The 20,942-nt window shown below is 65.6% G+C and carries 15 protein-coding genes and 2 riboswitches; of the genes, 13 read left to right on the top strand and 2 right to left on the bottom strand.

Going from position 1 to position 20,942, the window contains the following annotated elements; all coding sequences use genetic code 11:
• Nucleotides 1–7 precede the first annotated feature (7 nt).
• Genes K3148_RS03015 through K3148_RS03000 form a run of 4 tightly spaced genes read left to right on the top strand, consistent with a single transcriptional unit; the run spans nucleotide 8 to nucleotide 6,172 of the window.
• Nucleotides 8–3,565 carry a hydantoinase B/oxoprolinase family protein gene (locus K3148_RS03015; protein WP_221425854.1) on the top strand — a complete coding sequence of 1,186 codons (3,558 nt, stop codon included), beginning with the start codon at nucleotides 8–10 and terminating at the stop codon, nucleotides 3,563–3,565.
• Complete coding sequence (locus tag K3148_RS03010) at nucleotides 3,562–4,233, top strand: DUF969 domain-containing protein (RefSeq protein WP_221425853.1); 672 nt, start codon at nucleotides 3,562–3,564, stop codon at nucleotides 4,231–4,233. The genes K3148_RS03015 and K3148_RS03010 overlap by 4 nt, the downstream gene beginning before the upstream one ends.
• Nucleotides 4,230–5,180 carry a DUF979 domain-containing protein gene (locus tag K3148_RS03005; RefSeq protein ID WP_221425852.1) on the top strand — a complete coding sequence of 317 codons (951 nt, stop codon included), beginning with the start codon at nucleotides 4,230–4,232 and terminating at the stop codon, nucleotides 5,178–5,180. Before K3148_RS03010 ends, K3148_RS03005 begins: the two co-directional genes overlap by 4 nt.
• Nucleotides 5,171–6,172: a DUF2891 domain-containing protein gene (locus tag K3148_RS03000; protein ID WP_221425851.1), complete on the top strand. Its 1,002-nt coding sequence runs from the start codon at nucleotides 5,171–5,173 to the stop codon at nucleotides 6,170–6,172. Before K3148_RS03005 ends, K3148_RS03000 begins: the two co-directional genes overlap by 10 nt.
• Here the strand turns inward: K3148_RS03000 and K3148_RS02995 are convergent.
• Nucleotides 6,169–8,208, bottom strand: a complete 2,040-nt coding sequence (locus K3148_RS02995; protein WP_221425850.1) for a glycoside hydrolase family 3 C-terminal domain-containing protein — start codon at nucleotides 8,206–8,208, stop codon at nucleotides 6,169–6,171. The genes K3148_RS03000 and K3148_RS02995 overlap by 4 nt on opposite strands.
• 258 nt (nucleotides 8,209–8,466) lie before the next feature.
• Between K3148_RS02995 and K3148_RS02990 the strand changes: the two genes are divergently transcribed.
• The 9 genes from K3148_RS02990 to K3148_RS02950 all read left to right on the top strand — a co-directional run bounded on the left by K3148_RS02990 (nucleotide 8,467) and on the right by K3148_RS02950 (nucleotide 20,089).
• Nucleotides 8,467–9,438: an ArsR/SmtB family transcription factor gene (locus K3148_RS02990; RefSeq protein WP_221425849.1), complete on the top strand. Its 972-nt coding sequence runs from the start codon at nucleotides 8,467–8,469 to the stop codon at nucleotides 9,436–9,438.
• Entirely contained in the window at nucleotides 9,435–10,355 is a 921-nt protein-coding gene (metF, locus tag K3148_RS02985; RefSeq protein WP_221425848.1) for a methylenetetrahydrofolate reductase, read from the top strand. Before K3148_RS02990 ends, metF begins: the two co-directional genes overlap by 4 nt.
• 5 nt (nucleotides 10,356–10,360) lie before the next feature.
• Nucleotides 10,361–11,407, top strand: coding sequence for a homocysteine S-methyltransferase family protein (locus tag K3148_RS02980; RefSeq protein ID WP_221425847.1), 1,047 nt, complete (start codon nucleotides 10,361–10,363; stop codon nucleotides 11,405–11,407).
• A 4-nt stretch (nucleotides 11,408–11,411) separates the two neighbouring features.
• Nucleotides 11,412–14,039, top strand: coding sequence for a methionine synthase (gene metH / locus K3148_RS02975; protein ID WP_221425846.1), 2,628 nt, complete (start codon nucleotides 11,412–11,414; stop codon nucleotides 14,037–14,039).
• Nucleotides 14,040–14,096: 57 nt separating this feature from the next.
• A riboswitch (glycine riboswitch) is annotated at nucleotides 14,097–14,194 on the top strand.
• Nucleotides 14,195–14,297, top strand: a riboswitch (glycine riboswitch). It begins immediately after the preceding riboswitch.
• Between the two features lie 53 nt (nucleotides 14,298–14,350).
• Nucleotides 14,351–15,526, top strand: a complete 1,176-nt coding sequence (gcvT, locus tag K3148_RS02970) for a glycine cleavage system aminomethyltransferase GcvT (protein WP_221425845.1) — start codon at nucleotides 14,351–14,353, stop codon at nucleotides 15,524–15,526.
• A gap of 5 nt (nucleotides 15,527–15,531) precedes the next feature.
• Nucleotides 15,532–15,903 (top strand): glycine cleavage system protein GcvH, encoded by a 372-nt coding sequence (gene gcvH / locus K3148_RS02965; RefSeq protein ID WP_221426603.1) that lies wholly within the window; start codon nucleotides 15,532–15,534, stop codon nucleotides 15,901–15,903.
• A 443-nt stretch (nucleotides 15,904–16,346) separates the two neighbouring features.
• Nucleotides 16,347–17,714 carry an aminomethyl-transferring glycine dehydrogenase subunit GcvPA gene (gene gcvPA, locus K3148_RS02960; RefSeq protein WP_221425844.1) on the top strand — a complete coding sequence of 456 codons (1,368 nt, stop codon included), beginning with the start codon at nucleotides 16,347–16,349 and terminating at the stop codon, nucleotides 17,712–17,714.
• Nucleotides 17,711–19,336 carry an aminomethyl-transferring glycine dehydrogenase subunit GcvPB gene (gcvPB, locus tag K3148_RS02955; protein ID WP_221425843.1) on the top strand — a complete coding sequence of 542 codons (1,626 nt, stop codon included), beginning with the start codon at nucleotides 17,711–17,713 and terminating at the stop codon, nucleotides 19,334–19,336. The genes gcvPA and gcvPB overlap by 4 nt, the downstream gene beginning before the upstream one ends.
• An 18-nt stretch (nucleotides 19,337–19,354) precedes the next feature.
• Nucleotides 19,355–20,089, top strand: coding sequence for an Nmad3 family putative nucleotide modification protein (locus tag K3148_RS02950; protein WP_221425842.1), 735 nt, complete (start codon nucleotides 19,355–19,357; stop codon nucleotides 20,087–20,089).
• Here the strand turns inward: K3148_RS02950 and mmsB are convergent.
• Complete coding sequence (mmsB, locus tag K3148_RS02945) at nucleotides 20,076–20,942, bottom strand: 3-hydroxyisobutyrate dehydrogenase (RefSeq protein WP_221425841.1); 867 nt, start codon at nucleotides 20,940–20,942, stop codon at nucleotides 20,076–20,078. The two genes, K3148_RS02950 and mmsB, sit on opposite strands and share 14 nt — an antisense overlap.

Here is a 20,942-nt window from a genome sequence, read left to right as displayed (position 1 = left end):
GCGCGCGATGACCGACCAAAAGCCCGCATGGCGCTTCGCGATCGATCGCGGAGGGACCTTCACCGATGTTGTAGCCACCACTCCGCAAGGGCGGCTGGTGACCGACAAGCTGCTCTCCGAGAATCCCGACCACTATCGCGATGCCGCGAGCGAGGCGGTGCGGCGCCTCATGGCGGAGCATGGCGAGGGTCCGATCGCCGAGTTGCGCATCGGAACGACGGTGGCGACCAACGCGCTGCTCGAACGCAAGGGCGAACGGCTGGCGCTGGCGATCACGCAAGGCTTCGGCGATGCGCTGCGGATCGGGACGCAGGCGCGGCCGGAGATCTTTGCGCGTCACATCGTCCTGCCAGAGCAGTTGCCCGCAGGCGTGGTCGAGGTGGCCGAGCGTGTCGGCGCGGATGGCGAGGTGCTGGTCTCGCTGGATGAAGATGCCGCAAGGCGCGATTTCGAGGCGCTGCGGCAAGACGGCTTCGACGCCATCGCCATCGTGCTGATGCACGGCTGGAAATACCGCGCCCATGAAGAGAAGCTAGCGCGGATCGCGCGCGAACTGGGCTTTGCGCAGGTCAGCGTCAGCCACGAGGTCGCGCCGCTGATCAAGCTCGTCCCGCGCGGCGATACGACGGTGGTGGACGCCTATCTCTCGCCCGTCCTCAAGCGCTACACCGACACGCTGCGCGCCGCCTTGCCCGAGGCCGACCGGCTGCGCTTCATGCAGTCGAATGGCGGGCTGGCCGAAGTCGGCGCGTTCCGCGGCAAGGACGCGATCCTTTCGGGACCCGCCGGCGGCGTGGTCGGCATGGTCGCCGCCGCAAAGCCTCTGGGGCACGAGAAGCTTATCGGCTTCGACATGGGCGGGACCAGCACCGATGTCGCGCATTACGCAGGCGAGTACGAGCTGACCGGCGATAGCGTTGTGGCGGGCGTGCGCGTGGCGGCGCCGATGATGCAGATCCACACGGTGGCGGCGGGCGGCGGCTCGATCTGCAGCTTCGATGGCGCCCGGTTCCGCGTCGGCCCCGAAAGCGCCGGTGCCGATCCCGGACCCGCTTGTTATCGCAAGGGCGGCCCCCTGACGGTGACCGACTGCAATGTCTTCCTTGGTCGGGTCGATCCAGCGTTTTTTCCGGCCGTGTTCGGACCGGAGGGGAACGAGCCGCTCGACCCTGCCGCCGCACGCGCGCGTTTAGAAGAGGTGGCCGCCGCGCTTCCCGACCCGAAGCCGCTCGAAGATATCGCCAAGGGTTTCCTCGCCATCGCGGTCGATAACATGGCCAATGCCATCCGCAAGATCAGCGTGGCGCGCGGGCATGACATGACCACCTATGCGCTGGCCTGCTTCGGCGGGGCGGGCGGGCAGCACGCCTGCAAGGTGGCGGACGAACTGGGGATCGAGACGGTGCTGGTGCATCCGCTTGCGGGTATCCTGTCGGCCTATGGCATCGGCCTCGCGCCGGTGAAGGCGATCCGCGAGGTCAGCCTCGTCCAACCGCTCAGAGGCCATTTCGCGCAAAGCCTCGCCGCGCTCGAAGCCGAAGCGCGCGGTGCGCTGGCGGAGCAGGGCATCGATCGCGGGGCGATCACAGTCGAAAGCCGCGCCCGACTGCGCTTCAAGGGCAGCGACTCCATGCTCACCGTCGACATTGGCGCGGTGGAGGAGATGGACGAAGCCTTCCGCAAGCTCCACCGCCAGCGCTTCGGCTATTCGGACGCAGAGGCGCCGATCATCGTCGAGGCGCTGAGCGTCGAGGCGAGCGGCATTTCGGGCGGTCTAGCCACGGCGCATGCCGATCCCGTGCCCGTCTCCGGCGAAGCGAGCGGCGACTGGCCTACGCTGGCCCGCGCCAACATGGGCGAGGGCGAGCACGTGTCGGGCCCCGCGCTGATCGTCGATCCCGGATCGACTACCGTTGTCGAACAGGGCTGGCAGGCGAAGCTGGCCGAAGAAGGCACCTTGGTCCTCACCCGTGTCGAGGCGCTGGAGCGCAGCCGCGCTGTGGGGACCGAGGTCGATCCGGTCCGGCTCGAGATCTACAACAACCTCTTCATGGCGATTGCCGAGGAAATGGGCGTGGTGCTGCAATCCACCGCCACCTCGGTCAACATCAAGGAGAGGCTCGATTTCTCCTGCGCGCTGTTCGACGCGCGTGGAAATCTGATCGCCAACGCTCCGCATATCCCCGTGCACCTCGGTAGCATGGGCGACAGCATCGCCCGCGTGATCGAGGCGCGCGGAGTGAGGCGCGACGGCCGCGGGTTCCGGCGCGGCGATGCCTATGTGCTCAACGATCCCTATCGGGGCGGCACGCATCTGCCCGATATCACGGTGATCGTGCCGGTCTTCTACAGCGAAAAAGGCGACGAACCTGACGCCTTCGTCGCCGCGCGCGGGCACCATGCCGACATTGGCGGGATCGCACCGGGATCAATGCCGCCCGAGAGCCGCACGATCGAGGAGGAGGGCGTCATGATTGACAACCTCCTGATGGTCGACGAGGGAAATTTCCGTGGAGAGGCGGTGCGCGAGGCGCTGGCCTCCGCCCGCTATCCCGCGCGCAATCCGTCACGCAACCTGTCCGACCTGCGCGCCCAGCTGGCCGCCTGCACACGCGGCGCGGAACTGCTTCAGGGCGCGGCGCGGGCGCAGGGGGCTGATGTCGCCGCGGCCTATATGGCCCATGTGATCGCCAACGCGGAAGAAAGCGTGCGCCGCCTGCTCGACCGGCTGGAGGACGGCAGTTTTGCCTACGAGATGGACAATGGCGCGCTGGTCAAGGTGGCCATGAGGATCGACCGGGATGCCCGTTCGGCGGTGTTCGACTTTGCCGGCACGAGCGACCAGCTGCCCGACAATTTCAACGCCCCGCGTTCGATCACCCGCGCCGCCGCGCTCTATGTGCTGCGCACGCTTATCGACGACCAGATCCCGATGAACGACGGGTGCCTGCGGCCGGTTGAACTCATCGTGCCCGAAGGAAGCATGCTCAATCCGCGCCCTGGCGCAGCTGTCGTCGCGGGCAATGTCGAGACGAGCCAGGTCGTCACCGATGCGCTGTTCGCCGCCACCGGGCGCCTCGCACCGAGCCAGGGGACGATGAACAACTTCACCTTCGGCAACGAGGCGCATCAGTATTACGAAACCATTTGCGGCGGCTCGGGTGCTGGGCCGGACCACGAGGGAACCAGCGCCGTGCAGACGCACATGACCAACAGTCGGCTGACCGATCCCGAAATCCTCGAAACGCGCCTGCCGGTGCGGCTCGAAAGCTTCGCAATCCGGCGCGGTTCGGGAGGCCGCGGCGCGCATTGCGGTGGCGACGGCGTGGAGCGGCGCGTGACCTTCCTCGAAGACATGCGCGCCAATATGCTCGCCAACCGGCGCGCGGTCCCCCCACGCGGCATCAGGGGCGGCGGCGATGCCCAGCCCGGTCGCAACTGGGTGGAGCGCGCTTCGGGCGAGATCGAGACACTGGAGGCGACCGGCCATGCGGACATGCAGCCGGGCGATACCTTCGTCATCCTGACGCCCGGAGGGGGCGGCTTCGGGGAGGAGCAGGAATGAATTACTGGCCGCTGCTGGGCATCGCCATCGTCGTGATCGGCTTTGCCCTGCGTTTCAATCCGCTGCTGGTCGTGGTCGGCGCGGCGCTGGCGACGGGCGTCTTGGCAGGGCTCGACCTCGTCGCCGTGGTCGAGGCGTTGGGCAAGGCGTTCAACGACAACCGCTACATCTCCGTCACATGGATCATCCTGCCGGTGATCGGCTTGCTTGAGCGTTACGGCCTGCAGCAGCGCGCACGCGCGGTGATCGCAAACCTGCGAGGCGCGACCATGGGCAAGCTGCTCACCGTCTACCTCCTGTTCCGCCAGTTCACGGCCGCCATCGGCATGAAGGACATCGGCGGCCACCCGCAGGCAGTGCGGCCACTTGTCGCCCCCATGGCCGAGGCCGCGGCGGAAATGTCGCACGGCACGCTCGCCGAAGAGGACCGCGAAAAGGTCCTCGCCATGTCGGCGGCGACGGACAATGTCGGCCTTTTCTTCGGCGAAGATATCTTTTTCGCCATCGCCTCGATCCTGCTGATCCAAGGCGTATTCGAAAGCTACGGCTATCCGCTCACCCCGCTGCAGCTTTCGGTCTGGGCGATCCCGACGGCGATCTGCGCCTTCCTGATCCACGGCTGGCGCATCCGCGCGCTCGACCGTCGTCTCGGGAGGGCCGCGCGATGATCGACTACGAATGGCTCTACATCCTGACCGGCGGCTTCTTCGTCGTCTGGGCGCTGCTTTCGGCGCGGGACGGCAAATGGGGCAACGCCGGCTTCTGGGGGCTGCTGGCCGCAAGCTTCCTCTTCGGCACGCACCTGTCCGATTTCGCGAACGGCGTTCTGGTCCTCGCCATGGTCGCCATTGCGGGCTTCGGCCTGCTCAAGCGGAGCGATCCGCCGACAACCTCGCCCGAAGAGCGCGAGGCCTTTTCCGAAAAGCTCGGCAACCGGCTCTTCCTGCCCGCCCTGATCGTGCCCATGACCGCCGTCGCGGGCACGCTGCTCTACAATTACACGCCCTTCGGCGAGACTGGCTTATTCGCCGAGCGCCGCGAGACGCTGATCCTGTTCGGCATCGGTGTGCTGGTAGCCATCGCCGTTGCCATGGTGTGGCTGAATCCCCCGCTACTCGCCCCGGCGGAGGAAGGGCGCCGCCTGCTTGATTCCATCGGCTGGGCGGGCATCCTGCCGCAAATGCTCGCGGCGCTTGGCGCAGTCTTCGCGCTTGCGGGCGTAGGCGACATCATCGGCGGCATCGCGGGCGAGGTGATCCCGCGGGGTAGCGTGTTCCTGACCGTGGTGGTCTTCGCGCTCGGCATGGCGCTGTTCACGATGATCATGGGCAACGCCTTTGCCGCCTTCCCGGTGATGGCGGCGGCTATCGGCATACCCCTGCTGGTGGAGGATTACGGCGGCAATCCCGCGGTGATCGGGGCGGTCGGGATGCTGGCGGGTTTCTGCGGCACGCTGATGACCCCGATGGCGGCCAACTTCAACATCGTGCCCGCCGCGCTGCTGGAACTCAAAGACCAGAACGGCGTCATCCGGCAGCAGATCGGCACGGCCATCCCGCTCTGGCTGTGCAACGTCGCCATCATCTATGTCGGAGCCTTCCTGCTGTGGAACTGACCGAGGACATTGCCGCCCGCTTCGCGCGCATCGCGCTGGGCCATGTGACGCGCGAATATCCGCACAAGCTCGACCACGTGATGGCGGGCGATGCGGATGTGCGGTCGCCCCGCGACTTGCATCCGGTGTTCTTCGGCAGCTTCGACTGGCACAGCTGCGTGCATGGCTGGTGGACGCTGCTCACCCTGCGGCGGCTGTTCCCCGACATTCCCGAAGCATCGGACATCGCCGCGCTGGCCGAGAGGACTTTCACGCCGGAAAAGCTCGCGGTCGAGGTGGCCTATCTCGACCGGCCGGAAGCGCGCGGTTTCGAGCGGCCCTATGGCTGGGCATGGCTCCTATACCTCCATCACGAGGTGGAGCGACACTCGGACTACAATTGGGGCAAACGGCTCGAACCGCTCGCGCGCGCCTTCGCTGAGAAGCTGGGCGAATACCTGCGCGTGCTGACCTATCCGATCACTGTCGGCACGCACTTCAACACCGCTTTTGCATTGGTCCTTGCGCGCGAATGGGCGACCACGCGCGATACCAAGCTGCTGACGACGATCGACGAATGGGCGCTCGCCGCCTTTGCCAATCGGCGCGATTACGCGGGTTGGGAGCCGGGCGGGGACGACTTCCTTTCGCCAGTCCTGACCGCCGCGCTGCTGATGAGCCGCGTCATGCCCCATTTGCAATTCGCCGGATGGTTCGAGGATCTGGTGCTCGCCAACGGCTGGCTGGAGCGCGACTGCCGTCCGGTGACGGTGTCGGACCGGACCGACGGCAAGATCGCCCACCTCGACGGGCTCAACCTCAGCCGCGGTTGGTGCCTTGCCGCCATTGGCCGGGCGCTGGGCGAGGGTCATCCCGCGAGCGCGCTCGTGGCGCAAAGGGCGCGGCGCCATCTCGATGCCGGGCTGGACCACGTGGCAGGCGACTATGCAGGCGAACATTGGCTCGCCAGCTTTGCCTTGCTCGCCTTTCTCGAACTCCGGGAAGCTTCCTAGGCCCGGCGACGGACCACGGGACGGATCGGAAGGTTGCCCAGCCGCCGGTCGGCTCCGGCGAGGCTGCGGGCGAGTTCATCCGAAATTGCGACAGTCTCTGTCATCAGCCGCGCGCTGCTCAGCCCCATCGCGATGGTGAGGTCGCCTTCCTCGATCCGGAAGCTGCCGTTCGCGGCAAAATGTCCGATTTCCTTGCGCCCCAGCTCGAAAGTCAAATGCTCGCTGCCACCGGCGTGAAGCCGGACGCGCTGGAAATCGGCCAAGCGCAGGGGTTCGGGGTCTTCGTCCGCCGCGCCTCGTCCGCCGACATAAAGCTGCACGGTCTCCAGCCCCGCGACCTCGCCAGCGTTGCGCAAAAGCGCCGAGGCGTAGATGCGCTGTCGCCCGACTTCGATCCGGAGGTCGGTGAGGGCGAAATCGCCATAGGTGAGCCCGTGGCCGAAGGGCAGGCCGGGCGCTCCATCGGGGCGGGCGAGGGTGAGGGGTAGCTTGCCGCAGGGCGAGGCCTCGCCGGTCAGCAATTCGGCGATCGCGTGGCCCGACATCGTGCCGAGCCGCCCGGCGTGGAGGACCGTGCCCTGCGTCCGCCCCGACAGGCGCGGATCGAGAGGGGCGGCTCCCATGCCGACGAGGATGAGTCGCTCGGTCACGGAGGCAAGGCCGCCGAGTAAGGCGTTCTCGGCATCACCGAGTTCGCCTTGCGCGTTGCCTCCGATGGCGAGCACGATCGTTCCCGCGCGCTTAGCGGCTTCGCAGGCCATGCCGATGGCCATGCTGTCTGCCCCGATGAGCGCATCCACTGGCTGGTCCGCATCGCGCAGGGCGAGGCCCGGCACATAGCGATGCGGCACGCCCAGTTGCTCCAGCCCGTCGAGCAGGCTGGCCGCAACCCCGGCGCGCCCATCGAGCGGGGCGTGGCGGTCGGCGGCGGTCGGCCCGACGACCAGCACATCCCCCGAATCGATACCCAGCGGCAGCAGCGCGGGTTCGTTGCGCAGCAGCACCGGGCTGCGGCGCGCGAGATCGAGCGCGCTTTCGCGGTTATGGATCGGCGTCGGCATGGTGTGACGCTGTGGGCGGACGCTGCCGACGATGGCCGAGCTTAGCAGGCCAAGGCGGTATTTCGCCCGCAGGACCCGCGCTGCCATGTCGTCAACACGGTGGCGGTCGATCCGGCCTGTTTGCAGCGCCTCCACCAACGTGTCGGGATCGATTTCCCGTTCGTCGGCTTGCGCAAGTTCATCCCCCGCCAGCTCAGCGGCGAGAGCCTTCCATTCGCACAGGAAGACGCCGTCGAAGCCGCCGGGTCCCTTGAGCAGGCCAAAGGCTGTTTCGAACGCCGGCTGCATTTCTCGCGTGATGGCGTCGCAGGCAAGGCTGCCGACAGCGCCTTCGCCGATGGCGGTATGGGCGAGTTCAAGCGCGGCGACCGCTTTGCTCTCTGCCGATATGGCCTGGCCGCGAGCGGACGCGCCAAACGCCAGATTGGCGAGCACGCCCGGGCTGCGCAGGCTGCTGCGGCCCTGAAGGCCGCGAATATGCGCTGCGGCGAGCTGCGCGCCGAGATGCGTGTGCGCGGTGTCGGCCTGCGGACCCTCGAGTCCTCCGATACCGCTCGGCGGTAAGGGAGGCGTGAGCGCCCAATTGGCACCGCGCGCATCGAGTTCCTGTGCCAACACGGCACCGGCGGCTTCGACCGCATCGGCGTCCCAGCTGGCCGCGACGGCCAGCGCGGAAGGAAAAATGGTTTCCACGCCCGAGCCGGTTTCGGCCGGAATGAGGAGAGGGATGCCGAGCCGCGTTTCCGTCTGCGCAAGCCGTTGAAGGTTTTCGGCCTCCTGTGCATCGCCAACACCCGTGACCGTCCCGATGCGACCGGCACGAAGATCGGCAAGGAAGCTTTCGGTCGCCTCCCGGTCCTCGACCGGCGGCACAGGGCGCATCACGAGCTGCCCGGCCTTTTCGGCGGGCGACAGCATCCCCAGCAGGTCGGCGACGACCCTTTCGCATTCGATGTGGTTGAAGGCCGCCGTCATCGTATGAAGCGCGCACGGCGAGGCGAGGCTGTCATGCCAAGCTGATCCCTTATGCCGTACATAGCTGCGCCCAATCTAAATGACCCCGCGCGGCCGCCTCGTCCGATCCTGTGAGTCGAGGAAGTCGCAGGCAGGCAGCTTGCGACCAAAGGATGAATATAGGGTAATCGCCGCAGAGAGCCGTGCTTATGGGAACACAAGCCGAACCTTCGTGCTTGTCCATTTACGGACATAAAAATATCCTTATATGCCGCTGGAATGAAAACCGAGACACTCTTTCGCGCGCTGGCCGATCCCACGCGCCTCAGGATCATGCGCCTGCTGGGCTCGATGGAGCTGGCGGTGGGCGAGATCGCGCAAGTGCTCGGCCAGAGCCAGCCTCGCGTCTCGCGCCATATCGGCATCCTCGTCGATGCTGGCCTTGTCGAGCGCCGCCGCGAAGGCAGCTGGATATTCCTGCGCGCCGCGAGCGATCCACCTGAAGGTTCCCCGGTGCGCTCCGACATCGCCCGCTTGCTCACGCGGGCTGAAAGCTTCGATCCCTCCTTCGGTGAAGCTTGCGAAAGCGACCGCCAGAGGCTCGCCGAAATCCGCACCGCGCGCGAAGCGCAGGCGCAGGAGTATTTTGCCGAGCACGCGCATGACTGGGACGAGCTGCGACGCCTACACTCCTCGGACGAACAGGTCGAACGCGCGCTGGCCGAAGCGCTCGGCACCGATGGGCTGGGGCGCTTGCTCGACATCGGCACCGGTACGGGGCGAATGGCAGAGCTGTTCTCCGAAAAGGCCGACCATATCGTGGCGCTCGACAAGAGCCTCGCCATGCTGCGCGTCGCGCGCGCCAAGCTCCAGCACCTCTCGGCCGAACAGGTCGAAGTGGTGCAGGGCGACTTCACCAGCCTTCCGTTCCCGCCCGAAAGTTTCGACACGGTGCTGTTCCATCAGGTCTTGCATTTTGCCCACAGCCCTGCTGCTGCCCTTTACGAAGCGGCGCGGGTGACGCGCGCCGGCGGTCGCATCGCGATCGTCGATTTCGACGCCCACCAGCACGAGGTTCTGCGCGAGAAGCACGCCCATGCGCGATTGGGTTTTGCGCAGGGCCAGATGCAGGACCTGCTCGACGATGCAGGCTTCGAACCGCAATCCCCGATCTCGCTCGACGACGGGGAAATCGGGATCAATATTTGGGTCGCGCAACGGCGCCGGCCCGCAGAAAGGAAATCCGCATGAGCCCGACGCTCGACCAGATGCGCGAAGCTCAGCGCGCGCTGGAAGCCCGTTTGTTCTCCGGCCTGCCCGGGGATATCGACGTGAGTTTCGAATTCTTCCCGCCCAAGACGGAGAAGATGGCCGAGACACTGTGGTCGAGTGTGAAGACGCTCGAACCGCTCGACCCGCGCTTCGTGTCGGTGACCTATGGCGCGGGCGGCTCGACCCGCGAGCGCACGCATGACGCGGTGCGCCGCATCGTGGCGGAAACCGGCATTCCCGCTGCCGCCCACCTCACCTGCGTCCAAGCGACGCGCGAGGAAGTGGACGAAGTCGCGCGCCAATATTGGGAAGAGGGTGTGCGCCACATCGTCGCCCTGCGCGGCGATGCGCCCGATGCCGAAGCGGGTTATGCCCCGCATCCGGGTGGCTATGAAAACGCCGCCGACCTTATTGCGGGCCTCAAGAAGATCGCCGATTTCGAGATTTCGGTCGCCGCCTATCCGGAAATGCACCCGGATTCGCCGGACCGCCAGGCCGATCTCGACAATCTCAAGCGCAAATTTGACGCCGGCGCGACCCGGGCGATCACCCAGTTCTTCTTCGAGCCGGAATGCTTCTTCGATTTCCGCGACAAGGCCGCGGCTGCGGGCATCGACGGCGAGATCGTGCCGGGCATCATGCCGGTGATGAGCTTTGCCGCCGTCCAGAAGATGAGCGGCCTGTGCGGCACGGCGATTCCCGATTGGATGGAGGGCCTGTTCGACGGGCTCGACGAGCGTCCCGAGGCGCGCCAGCTGGTCAGCGCCACCATCGCCGCCGAAATGTGCCGCCGCCTCTATGCGGGCGGCGTGCGCCAGTTCCACTTCTACACCCTCAACCGCGCCGAACTGAGCTATGCGATCTGCCATATGCTCGGCCTGCGCCCAAAAGCGTGACCCCCATGTCCAAACGCCAAGAATTCGAAGCCGCTGCGGCAACGCGCATCCTGATCAAGGACGGCCCCTACGGAACGGAAATCCAGCGCGCCAAGCTGGCGGCGGAAGACTATGCCGGGGATACCGGCCTGGCCGATGACCAGAAAGGTAATAACGACCTCGTCAACCTGACCCAGCCGCAGGTCATACGGAAGATTTGCGACAGCTATATCGACGCCGGCGCGCATATCCTTGCCACCAACACCTTCAACGCCAACCGGATCAGCCAGGCTGATTACGGGGCCGAGCATCTCGTCCACCAAATCAATGTGTCGGCAGCCAAGATCATCCGCGAGGCGGTGGACGAGGCGACGGCGAAGGACGGCGTGCCGCGCTTCGTGGCCGGCGCCATGGGGCCGACCAACAAGACCCTGTCGCTCTCTCCCAATGTCGAGGACCCGGGCTTTCGCGAAGTCACTTTCGACGAGATCGTGGAGGTCTATGTCGAACAGGCACGCGGCCTCATCGAGGGCGGGGCGGATTTCATCCTGATCGAGACCGTCTTCGATACGCTCAATTGCAAGGCCGCGATCATGGCGGTCAAGCAGCTGGAGCGCGAGCTCGGGCAGGACATCCCGCTGATGATCTCGCTCACGCTGACCGACCTGTCGGGTCGCAACCTGTCGGGCCATACGGTCGAGGCGTTCTGGCACACGGTGCGTCATGCAAAACCGCTGACGATGGGGCTCAATTGCAGCTTCGGCGCGGAGCAGCTGCGCCCGCATGTCCAGATCCTCTCGGACATCGCCGATTGCTATCTCATGGCCTATCCCAACGCCGGCCTGCCCAACGATCTGGGCGAATATGACGAGCTGCCCGAAACCACCGCCGCGCTGACGCGGGTCTGGGCCGACAACGGCCGGATCAACGCGCTGGGCGGTTGCTGCGGCTCAACTCCGGCGCATATCGCCGCCATGGCCAAGAAGGTCGAAGGCGTCGCCCCGCGCAAATTGCCGAATGTCGACCAGCATATGCGCCTCGCCGGTCTCGAACCCTTTACGATTGCTGCCTGAACCTATGTCCGATCTTACGACTGCCCGCTTCGTCAATATCGGCGAACGCACCAATGTGACCGGCTCGGCCCGGTTCAAGAAGCTGATCCTTGCCGACGATTACGAAACCGCCGTGGAGGTCGCGCGCGACCAGGTGGAAAACGGCGCGCAGGTGATCGACGTCAATATGGACGAAGGCCTGCTCGACGCGACCAAGGCCATGACCACCTTCCTCAAGCTGATCGCCGCCGAGCCGGATATTGCGCGCGTGCCGGTGATGATCGACAGCTCGAAGTGGGAAGTGATCGAGGCAGGCCTCAAATGCGTGTCCGGCAAGCCGATCGTCAATTCGATCAGCATGAAGGAAGGCGAGGAAGCGTTCCTCGACCACGCCCGAAAATGCATGGATTATGGCGCCGCCGTGGTCGTCATGGCCTTCGACGAGGAAGGCCAGGCGGACACGAAAGACCGCAAGGTCGAAATCTGCGCCCGCGCCTATGACCTGCTGACCGGCATCGGCTTCCCGCCCGAAGACATCATTTTCGACCCCAACGTCTTTGCCGTGGCGACCGGGATCGAAGAGCACGACCGCTACGGGCTCGATTTCATCGAGGCGGTGCGCGAGATCAAGCAGCGCTGCCCGCTGGCCAAGACGAGTGGCGGCCTCTCCAACCTCTCCTTCAGTTTCCGCGGCAACGAGACCGTGCGCCGCGCGATGCATTCGGTGTTCCTGTTCCACGCCATTCCGGCGGGCCTCGACATGGCGATCGTCAACGCGGGCCAGCTCGACGTCTACGACCAGATCGACCCGGAACTGCGCGAAGCCTGTGAGGATGTGATCCTCATGCGCCGATCCGACGCGACCGAGCGCCTGATCGCGCTGGCCGAAAGCTATCGCGGCAAGAGCGCGGCGGACGAAAAGGCCGCCGAGGAATGGCGCGGCTGGGACGTGAAGCGGCGTCTCGAACACGCGCTGGTCAAAGGGATCGATGCTCATGTCGTCGACGACACCGAGGAAGCGCGCGAACTGATCGCGGCTGGTGGTGGCCGCCCGATCGAGGTCATCGAAGGCCCGCTTATGGACGGCATGAACGTCGTCGGCGACCTCTTCGGCAGCGGCAAGATGTTCCTGCCGCAGGTGGTCAAATCCGCGCGCGTCATGAAGAAGGCGGTCGCCCACCTCATCCCCTTCATCGAGGCGGAGAAGGACGCGCTGCCCGAGGAAGAGCGCAAAGCCAAGGGCAAGATCGTGATGGCGACCGTGAAGGGCGACGTCCACGATATTGGCAAGAACATCGTCGGCGTGGTCCTGCAGTGCAACGGCTACGAGGTGATCGATCTTGGCGTCATGGTGCCATGGGCCAAGATCCTCGAAACTGCGCGCGAGGAAAAGGCGGACATGATCGGCCTGTCCGGCCTGATCACGCCCTCGCTCGACGAGATGGTGACCGTGGCCGAGGAAATGCAGGCAGCTGGAATGGACATGCCGCTGCTGATCGGCGGCGCGACCACCAGCAAGGTCCACACCGCGCTGCGCATCGACAAGGCCTATGAAGGGCCGGTGATCCACGTCCTCGACGCCAGCCGTGCCGTTGGCGTCGCCAGCCGCCTCCTGTCCGACACGCAGCGCGATGAGTTCGTGGAGACGACGGCTGCGGATTACGTGAAGGTGCGCGAAGCGCGCGAGGGCAAGGCGCAGAGCGTCCTCCTCAGCCTCGAGGAAGCGCGCGCCAACGCCTATGATCCCTTCTATTCCGACCGTGCGGCCCCGCCGCTGCGGCCCGGCATCCATGCCTTCGACAATTGGTCGCTGGAAGATTTGCGGGACTACATCGACTGGACGCCCTTCTTCCGCGCCTGGGAATTGCACGGGACCTACCCCAAGATCCTCGAGGACGAGGTGGTGGGCGAAACTGCGCAGCAGCTAAAGGCCGATGCCGACGCCATGCTCGACCGCATCATCGCAGGCCAATGGCTGACAGCGAAGGGAGTGGCGGGCTTCTGGCCCTGCGCGCGCGACGGCGACGATGTAACCCTCCACCTTGCCGATCGCGAGGAGCGCGTGATGCTTCCCTTCCTCCGCCAGCAGGTGAAGAAAAGCCGCGAGCGCGCCAATATGTGCCTTGCTGACTTCATCGATCCGGCGGGCGACTGGATCGGCGGGTTTGCCGTCGGCATCCACGGGATCGAGGAGCATTCCAAGCGCTTCCTGGAGGACAAGGACGATTACTCCGACATTCTCCTCAAAGCGCTGGCCGACCGCTTTGCCGAAGCCTTTGCCGAACGTCTGCACCAGCATGTCCGCACCGATCTGTGGGGCTATGCGCCGCAGGAACAGCTCACCAACGAAGCGCTGATCAAGGAAGAGTATCGCGGTATCCGGCCGGCACCCGGCTATCCGGCCTGCCCCGATCACAGCCTCAAGCCGATCCTGTTCGACCTGCTCGATGTGGAAGCCAACGCCGGTCTTACCCTGACCGAGAACTTCGCCATGCTGCCCACGGCCGCGGTGAGCGGCTTCTATTTCGGCCATCCGGAAGCGCAGTATTTCGGCGTGGCGCGCATCGGGCGCGACCAGCTGGAAGACTACGCGGCGCGGCGCGGTGTGGATATCGCCACGGCGGAACGCTGGCTCAGGCCCAATCTGGATTGACCCCGCGCGCATAGTCGCGCAGGGCGTCTTGCGTCGGCCTCGGGAGCGATTCTGCGGCGGGCGCGCACGGGAGAGCCTGTGCGGGGGACACCCGCACAGCGCCGAAGGAGCAACCGCCCCGGAAACTCTCAGGCATTCGGGACCGTGCGCCGCCATCGACACTCTGGAAAGCGTCGCAGCTTCGTGCCGCGGCCACCGAAGGGGTAAGCGCGCTCATCTGCGCGCCAGTCTCTCAGGTTTCCCGACAGAGGGGGCATGGGTTGGTTTTTGCGTGCCGCACGGCGCGCCCCCATGCTTTTGAAGGACGGGACTTGAGCGAAGAACACGAAAACACCGATGGTGAAATCCAGACGCTGCCGCTGGACGCATGGCATCGCCGCAAGGGCGCGCGCATGGTGCCCTTCGCCGGGTACGAAATGCCGATCCAGTATGAAGGCATCGTCGCCGAACACAATTGGACGCGCGAGCAGGCGGGCCTGTTCGATGTGAGCCACATGGGCCAGCTCATGGTCACGGGCGACAAGGCGGCCGAGGAACTCGAAAAGCTCCTGCCCGGCGCCATCGCATCGCTGAAGCCCGGCCGCACGCGCTATTCGCTGCTGATGGCCGAAGATGGCGGCATCCTCGACGATCTCATGGTCACCAACGCGACGCCGTGGATCGAGGGCGACGAAGAGGAAGGCGCCGAAGGCCACTGGGGCGATCCGGCCTATTACCTCGTCGTCAACGGCGCGATGAAGTGGGACGATATCGCCCACCTACGCGAGCATCTCGACGACGATGTCACGCTCACCCACATGGACGACCACGCGCTGGTCGCCCTGCAGGGGCCCAACGCGGCGACGGCCTTGAACCGCGTGATGCGCAACGTCATCGACGACATGGTATTCATGGATTCGGTCTGCCACGATTTCGGCGAATGGCCGCTGCGCATCACCCGCTCGGGCTACACCGGTGAAGACGGCTTCGAGATCTCGCTTCCGGCCGAGCATGCGGAAAGCTTCTGCAACCGCCTGTGCGCGGAAATCGAGGTGCGCCCCATCGGCCTCGGCGCGCGCGACAGCCTGCGCTTGGAAGCAGGCCTGCCGCTCTACGGCCACGACATCACCACGGAGACCGATCCGGTTTCCGCCGACCTCCTCTTCGCACTGACCAAGAAGCGCCGCGAGGAAGGCGGGTGGATGGGCCATGAAGCGGTCGCCAAGGTGCTCGCCGATGGTCCGGCGCAAAAGCGCGTCGGCCTCAACATCGAAGGTCGCCTGCCGGCCCGCGAAGGCGCGCTGGTCTACTCGGGCGACAAACAGGTCGGCCGCGTCACCAGCGGCGGCTTCTCGCCCACGCTCCAGCGCCCGATCGCCATGGCCTATATCGACACCGGCCTCGCCACCGAGGGAACCGAAGTCGAGGTCGAGGTTCGTAAGAAGAGACTGCCCGCGAAGGTTGCCGCCATGCCCTTCGTCCCCAATCGCTACCACAGAGGGAAATGACTCAGATGGCTCGCTATTTCACCGATGAACACGAATGGATCGACCTCGAAGGCGACACCGCCACGGTCGGCATCACCGATTTCGCGCAAGGCCAGCTGGGCGACATCGTCTTCGTCGAACTGCCCGAAGTCGGCACCATGGTCGAAAAGGGCAAGGACGCCGCCGTGGTCGAGAGCGTCAAGGCCGCAAGCGACGTCTACGCGCCGCTATCGGGCGAAGTCGTCGAGGTGAACGACGGGCTGGAAGACGATCCCGCACTCGTCAATTCCTCGCCGGAAGAAGACGGCTGGTTCTTCAAGATGACCGTTTCCGACAAGGCCGAGCTCGAAGGGCTTATGGACGACAAGGCTTACAAGAGCTTCTGCGACGGGCTTTGATGCGGGCGACAACCGTCCCGATCCTGCTCGTCAGCTTGACGGGCTGTGCGGAAGCAAATCCCACGGCCGATGGTGAGAACGAGTTGGTGGGGATTGTCACTCCCGCTCAAGTGGGAGCGAATATTCACGATTGGGATGGTCAGATCGTCACAGTCGAAGGTTGGCTAGGTCGCTGTGAGGAGCTTGATTGCATGCTGTATTCCGACCCAGCCGATCGCAAGATTCTTGAGCAAGGAGGAGAATGGTCGACCGCTCAGGAGCACGCTTTGCGGCGTACCCTAAGTGTGGGTGCTGACGATACCTTCGACGCTTCCGCCCTTCCTCTGCAACACAGTCGGGTTCGAATACGAGGTCGTGTTAACGATATGTGTTGGCCGGCAAATTGTTCGGATCGCGCGCCCGACATCGAGCCACTTTCAATTCAACCTGCCGAGACAAATTAAATGCGCTACCTTCCCCTGACTGATGCCGACCGTTCGGCTATGCTTGAAAAGATCGGTGCGCCCGATGTGGATGCACTCTTCGTCGATGTTCCCGAGGAAGCCCGCCTCGACGGGCCGATCCACGGCCTGCCGATGCACGCCAGCGAAATGGCGGTCGAAAAGCATATGCGCCGCCTATCGAAGAAGAACCTCGCGGCAGCGGACGCGGCCTTTTTCCTCGGGGCAGGGGCTTACAAGCACCATGTCCCGGCGAGCGTCGACCACATCATCCAGCGCGGCGAGTTCCTGACCGCTTACACGCCCTACCAGCCGGAAATCGCACAGGGCACGCTGCAGATGCTGTTCGAATTCCAGAGCCAGGTCGCGCATCTCTATGGCTGCGCGGTGGCCAACGCCTCGATGTACGATGGCTCGACCGCCTGCTGGGAAGCGGTCGCGATGGCGAGCCGCATTGCGCGCGGAAAGAAGCGCAAGGTCGTGCTCTCGGGCGCGCTGCACCCGCATTACGCCGAGGTCGTGAAGACCATGGCGAAATTCACCGACGACGAGATCGCCCACGCCAAGCCCGCCATGCAGGCGGAGCCGGACAGTGCCGGGCTGATGGCGCGGATTGACGAGGACACCAGCTGCGTCGTGGTGCAATATCCGGACATCCTTGGCCGCGTGACCGATCTCCAGCCGATCGCCGAAGCCGCGCATGACAAGGGCGCGCTGCTGATCGTCGTCAACACCGAGCCCGTGGCTTTGGGAGCGATCAAGTCGCCCGGCGAAATGGGCGCGGATATCGTCGTGGGCGAGGGCCAGTCGATCGGCGTCGGCCTGCAGTTCGGCGGCCCCTACCTCGGCCTATTCGCCGTGCGCGATCCCAAGCATGTCCGCATGATGCCGGGCCGTCTGTGCGGCGAGACGCAGGATGCCGAGGGCAAGCGCGGCTACGTGCTGACGCTCTCGACGCGCGAGCAGCACATTCGCCGCGAGAAGGCGACCTCGAACATCTGCACCAATTCGGGCCTCTGCGCGCTGGCCTTCAGCGTCCACATGACCTTGTTGGGCGAGAAGGGCCTGCGCCAGCTTGCCGCCGAGAATCATCGCCTTGCGTGCCTCGCCGCCGACAAGCTGGCCGAGGTTCCGGGCGTCTCGGTCCTCAACGGCAGCTTCTTCAACGAATTCACCATCCGCCTCGGGACCGATGCCCGCGCGATTGTGCGCCGCCTCGCCAAGGACAATGTGCTTGCCGGAGTGTCGCTCGGCCGCCTGTTCCCGCAGCACGAGGAGCTGTCCGACGGCCTCATCGTCGCGGTCACCGAGACCACGACGGAGGAGGATATCGAAACCCTCGTCTCCGCTCTGAAGGAGGTGCTGGCATGAGCGCGCCCAACCAGTCCGGCTGGAAGCCCGGCAGCCCCGTCCAGGATCACAACGCGATGAGCGGCCCCGACACCGTCACCGGCAACCGCGCGCTGATGCTCGAGGAACCGCTTATCTTCGAGATCGGCACGACCGAGACGACCGGTGTCGACCTCCCCGAAGCGAAGGGCGGCGCGAACCGCCTCGGCGGCCTTGACCGTAACGAGACCATCGGCCTTCCGGGTCTTTCCGAACCGGAAACCGTGCGCCACTACACGCGCCTCAGCCGCCAGAACTACGCCATCGACCTCGGGCTCTTCCCGCTGGGTAGCTGCACGATGAAGCACAACCCGCGCCTCAACGAGAAGGTCGCGCGGATGCCCGGTTTCGCCGATGTCCACCCGCTGCAGCCGGTCGACACGGTGCGGGGCGCGCTCGAGGTCATCAACGAGCTGGCGTTCTGGCTGATCGACCTCACCGCCATGCACGGCGTCGCGATGAGCCCCAAGGCCGGTGCGCATGGCGAATTGTGCGGCATCCTCTGCATCCGCGCCGCGCTCGAAGCGCGCGGCGATGCCCGCAAGGTCATCCTCGTGCCCGAAAGCGCGCATGGCACCAATCCCGCCACCGCCGCCTTCGCCGGCTATGAGATCGAGGATATTCCGGCCAACAGCGACGGCCGCGTCGATCTCGATGCGCTCAAGTCGCGTCTTGGCCCGGATGTGGCTGGCGTGATGATCACCAACCCTTCGACGCTCGGCCTGTTCGAGCGCGACCTGAAGGCGATCTCCGACGCGGTCCACGAGGTGGGCGGGTTCGTCTATTGCGACGGCGCGAACTTCAACGCCATCGTCGGCAAGGTGCGCCCCGGCGACCTCGGCGTCGATGCCATGCACATCAACCTGCACAAGACCTTCTCCACCCCGCACGGCGGTGGCGGCCCGGGTTCTGGCCCGGTGGTGCTGTCCGAAGCGCTCAGCCCCTTCGCTCCGCTGCCCTACACCGCGCGCACGAAGGACGGTATCGTCCACCTCGTCGAGGAAGAGGACGCCGACGCCTTTTCCGAAGAGCATTTCGACGGCGTGATGCAGAGCTTCGGCCGCATGACCGCCTTCCACGGCCAGATGGGCATGTTCACCCGCGCGCTGACCTATATCCTCAGCCACGGTGCGGACGGATTGCGGCAGGTTGCGGAAGATGCGGTGCTCAATGCCAACTACATCCTGCGCAGCCTCGAAGACGTGCTCGACGCGCCTTTCGGCCACAGCGGCCCCTGCATGCACGAGGCGCTGTTCAGCGATAAGGGCTTCGCCGAGGACATCTCGACGCTCGATCTCGCCAAGGCGCTCATCGACGAGGGCTACCACCCGATGACCATGTACTTCCCGCTGGTGGTGCATGGCGCGATGCTGGTGGAGCCGACCGAGACCGAAAGCAAGGCGGCGCTCGACCAGTTCATCACGGCGCTGCGCAGCGTGGCCGAGCGGGCGCGGGCGGGCGACGAGAGCCTCAAGACCGCCCCGCATTACGCGCCTCGCCGTCGTCTCGACGAGACGCTGGCGGCGCGCAAGCCGGTGCTGGCCTGGGAAGAGCCGAGCCCTCCCGGCGGCACGCCGACGATGAGCGAGCAGGGGGGGCGGTAAGCCTCTCCTCATGCGGACATGAAGATCGTCTTCAGCCGCAAGGGCTTCGACAGCGCAGCGGGCGGCGGTGCCTCGCCGATCGTGGACGGTGTGCCGTTAAGCCTGCCGATCCCGGCGGGCACAGCGTCACGCACGACCTATGGCGATCTCGGGCTGGGCGAGCACGCGGCGACGGCCAGCCGCGGAAAGCTGGGCGCTCAGGACCTCTGCCACCACGACCCCATGTTCCGCAGCGACGGAACCTGCCTCTTCGGGCAGGTCGGCGCGGCGCAGACGCATCTGGCGAACCAGGGCGTGGGGGTGGGCGATGTCTTCCTATTCTTCGGCCTCTTTCGCGACGAGGAAACCGGCGAGCCGCATCACCGTATCTTCGGCTGGATGGAGATCGAGCGGATGGTCGATCTTGCGCGTTGCCGCGAGGAGGAGCGTGAGGAACTGGCAGGCCACCTCCACCCCCATGCGCTGGCCATGCATGGCAGCAATGACTGGATCTATGTAGGACCGGGCGGAACGGCGGCCCATGCCAGCGACGCCTTGCGGCTGACGGTCCCGGGCGGCCCGCCAAGTCTGTGGCAGCGTCCCGAGTGGCTGCGCAAGGGCGGCCTCACCTATCACGACCGCGGGGACCGCTGGCTGCGCGGAAAGCGCCTGAAGAGCGTGGCGCGGGGACAGGAATTCGTGGCCGATATCGGTCGCCGCGAGGCACCACGGCGCTGGTTGGAGGTGATCCTAGCAGACCTCAGAGCGTCTTGATCACCGCCGAGAAGTCTAGGCCACCGTTCTCCTCGGCGAACGCCTCGTAGATCTCGGTGGCATGCTTGCCGAGCGCGGTCTTCGCATCGACGCTTCCCGCCGCTTCCATCGCGAGGCGTAAATCTTTGAGCATAAGCGCAGTGGCGAAGCCGCCCTGATAGTCCTTGTCCGCCGGGCTCTCGACGCCAACGCCGGGCATCGGCGTATAGGCGTTGAGCGGCCAGCAGTAGCCTGAGGACTGGCTCGAAATTTCGTAGAACTTCTGCGGGTCGAGGCCGAGCTTTTCGGCCATCTTCATCGCTTCGGTCGTGCCGATCATAGTGATGGCGAGCAGCATGTTGTTGCAGATCTTCGCCGTCTGCCCCGCACCGGCATCGCCTGCGTGGATAACAGCCTTGCCCATCGCGTTCAGCACCTCTTCGGCGCGCTTGAAGGCCTTTTCGGTGCCGCCGACCATGAAAGTGAGCGTGCCGCCATTGGCCGCCGCGATACCGCCCGAGACCGGGGCATCGACCATGTCGTATCCGGCAGCTTCGGCCTTGGCGATCACCTCCTTGGCGGTGGCGACGTCGATGGTCGAGCAGTCGAGCAGCACTGCGCCTTCTGGAGCTTTGCCGATGACGCTGCTTTCGTAGACCGACTTCACGATCCCGCCATTGGGAAGCATCGTCACCACGCCATCGACACCCTGAACCGCTTCAGAGGCGTCGGTGTATGTCGCGCAGCCGTTGTCTTTGGCCGTGGCGAGGGCTTCGTCCGACAGGTCGAAGGCGTTGACCGCGTGCCCCGCCTTCACAAGGTTCGCGGCCATCCCGCCGCCCATGTTGCCGAGGCCGATGAAGGCGATTTTCAT

The sequence above is a fragment of the Qipengyuania aurantiaca genome (assembly GCF_019711375.1).
GTDB classification, from domain to species: Bacteria; Pseudomonadota; Alphaproteobacteria; order Sphingomonadales; family Sphingomonadaceae; genus Qipengyuania; species Qipengyuania aurantiaca.
The sequence above is the reverse complement of the archived record's forward strand: the minus strand, read 5'-3'. Positions and strand labels throughout refer to the sequence as shown.

What these genes read in the sequence shown, in the direction of transcription:
- K3148_RS03015 (WP_221425854.1), top strand. Translation starts at nt 8, where the DNA reads ATGACCGACCAAAAGCCCGCATGGCGCTTCGCGATCGATCGCGGAGGG.
- K3148_RS03010 (WP_221425853.1), top strand. Translation starts at nt 3,562, where the DNA reads ATGAATTACTGGCCGCTGCTGGGCATCGCCATCGTCGTGATCGGCTTT.
- K3148_RS03005 (WP_221425852.1), top strand. Translation starts at nt 4,230, where the DNA reads ATGATCGACTACGAATGGCTCTACATCCTGACCGGCGGCTTCTTCGTC.
- K3148_RS02995 (WP_221425850.1), bottom strand. Translation starts at nt 8,208, where the DNA reads ATGACGGCGGCCTTCAACCACATCGAATGCGAAAGGGTCGTCGCCGAC.
- K3148_RS02990 (WP_221425849.1), top strand. Translation starts at nt 8,467, where the DNA reads ATGAAAACCGAGACACTCTTTCGCGCGCTGGCCGATCCCACGCGCCTC.
- metF (WP_221425848.1), top strand. Translation starts at nt 9,435, where the DNA reads ATGAGCCCGACGCTCGACCAGATGCGCGAAGCTCAGCGCGCGCTGGAA.
- K3148_RS02980 (WP_221425847.1), top strand. Translation starts at nt 10,361, where the DNA reads ATGTCCAAACGCCAAGAATTCGAAGCCGCTGCGGCAACGCGCATCCTG.
- metH (WP_221425846.1), top strand. Translation starts at nt 11,412, where the DNA reads ATGTCCGATCTTACGACTGCCCGCTTCGTCAATATCGGCGAACGCACC.
- gcvH (WP_221426603.1), top strand. Translation starts at nt 15,532, where the DNA reads ATGGCTCGCTATTTCACCGATGAACACGAATGGATCGACCTCGAAGGC.
- gcvPA (WP_221425844.1), top strand. Translation starts at nt 16,347, where the DNA reads ATGCGCTACCTTCCCCTGACTGATGCCGACCGTTCGGCTATGCTTGAA.
- gcvPB (WP_221425843.1), top strand. Translation starts at nt 17,711, where the DNA reads ATGAGCGCGCCCAACCAGTCCGGCTGGAAGCCCGGCAGCCCCGTCCAG.
- K3148_RS02950 (WP_221425842.1), top strand. Translation starts at nt 19,355, where the DNA reads ATGAAGATCGTCTTCAGCCGCAAGGGCTTCGACAGCGCAGCGGGCGGC.
- mmsB (WP_221425841.1), bottom strand. Translation starts at nt 20,942, where the DNA reads ATGAAAATCGCCTTCATCGGCCTCGGCAACATGGGCGGCGGGATGGCC.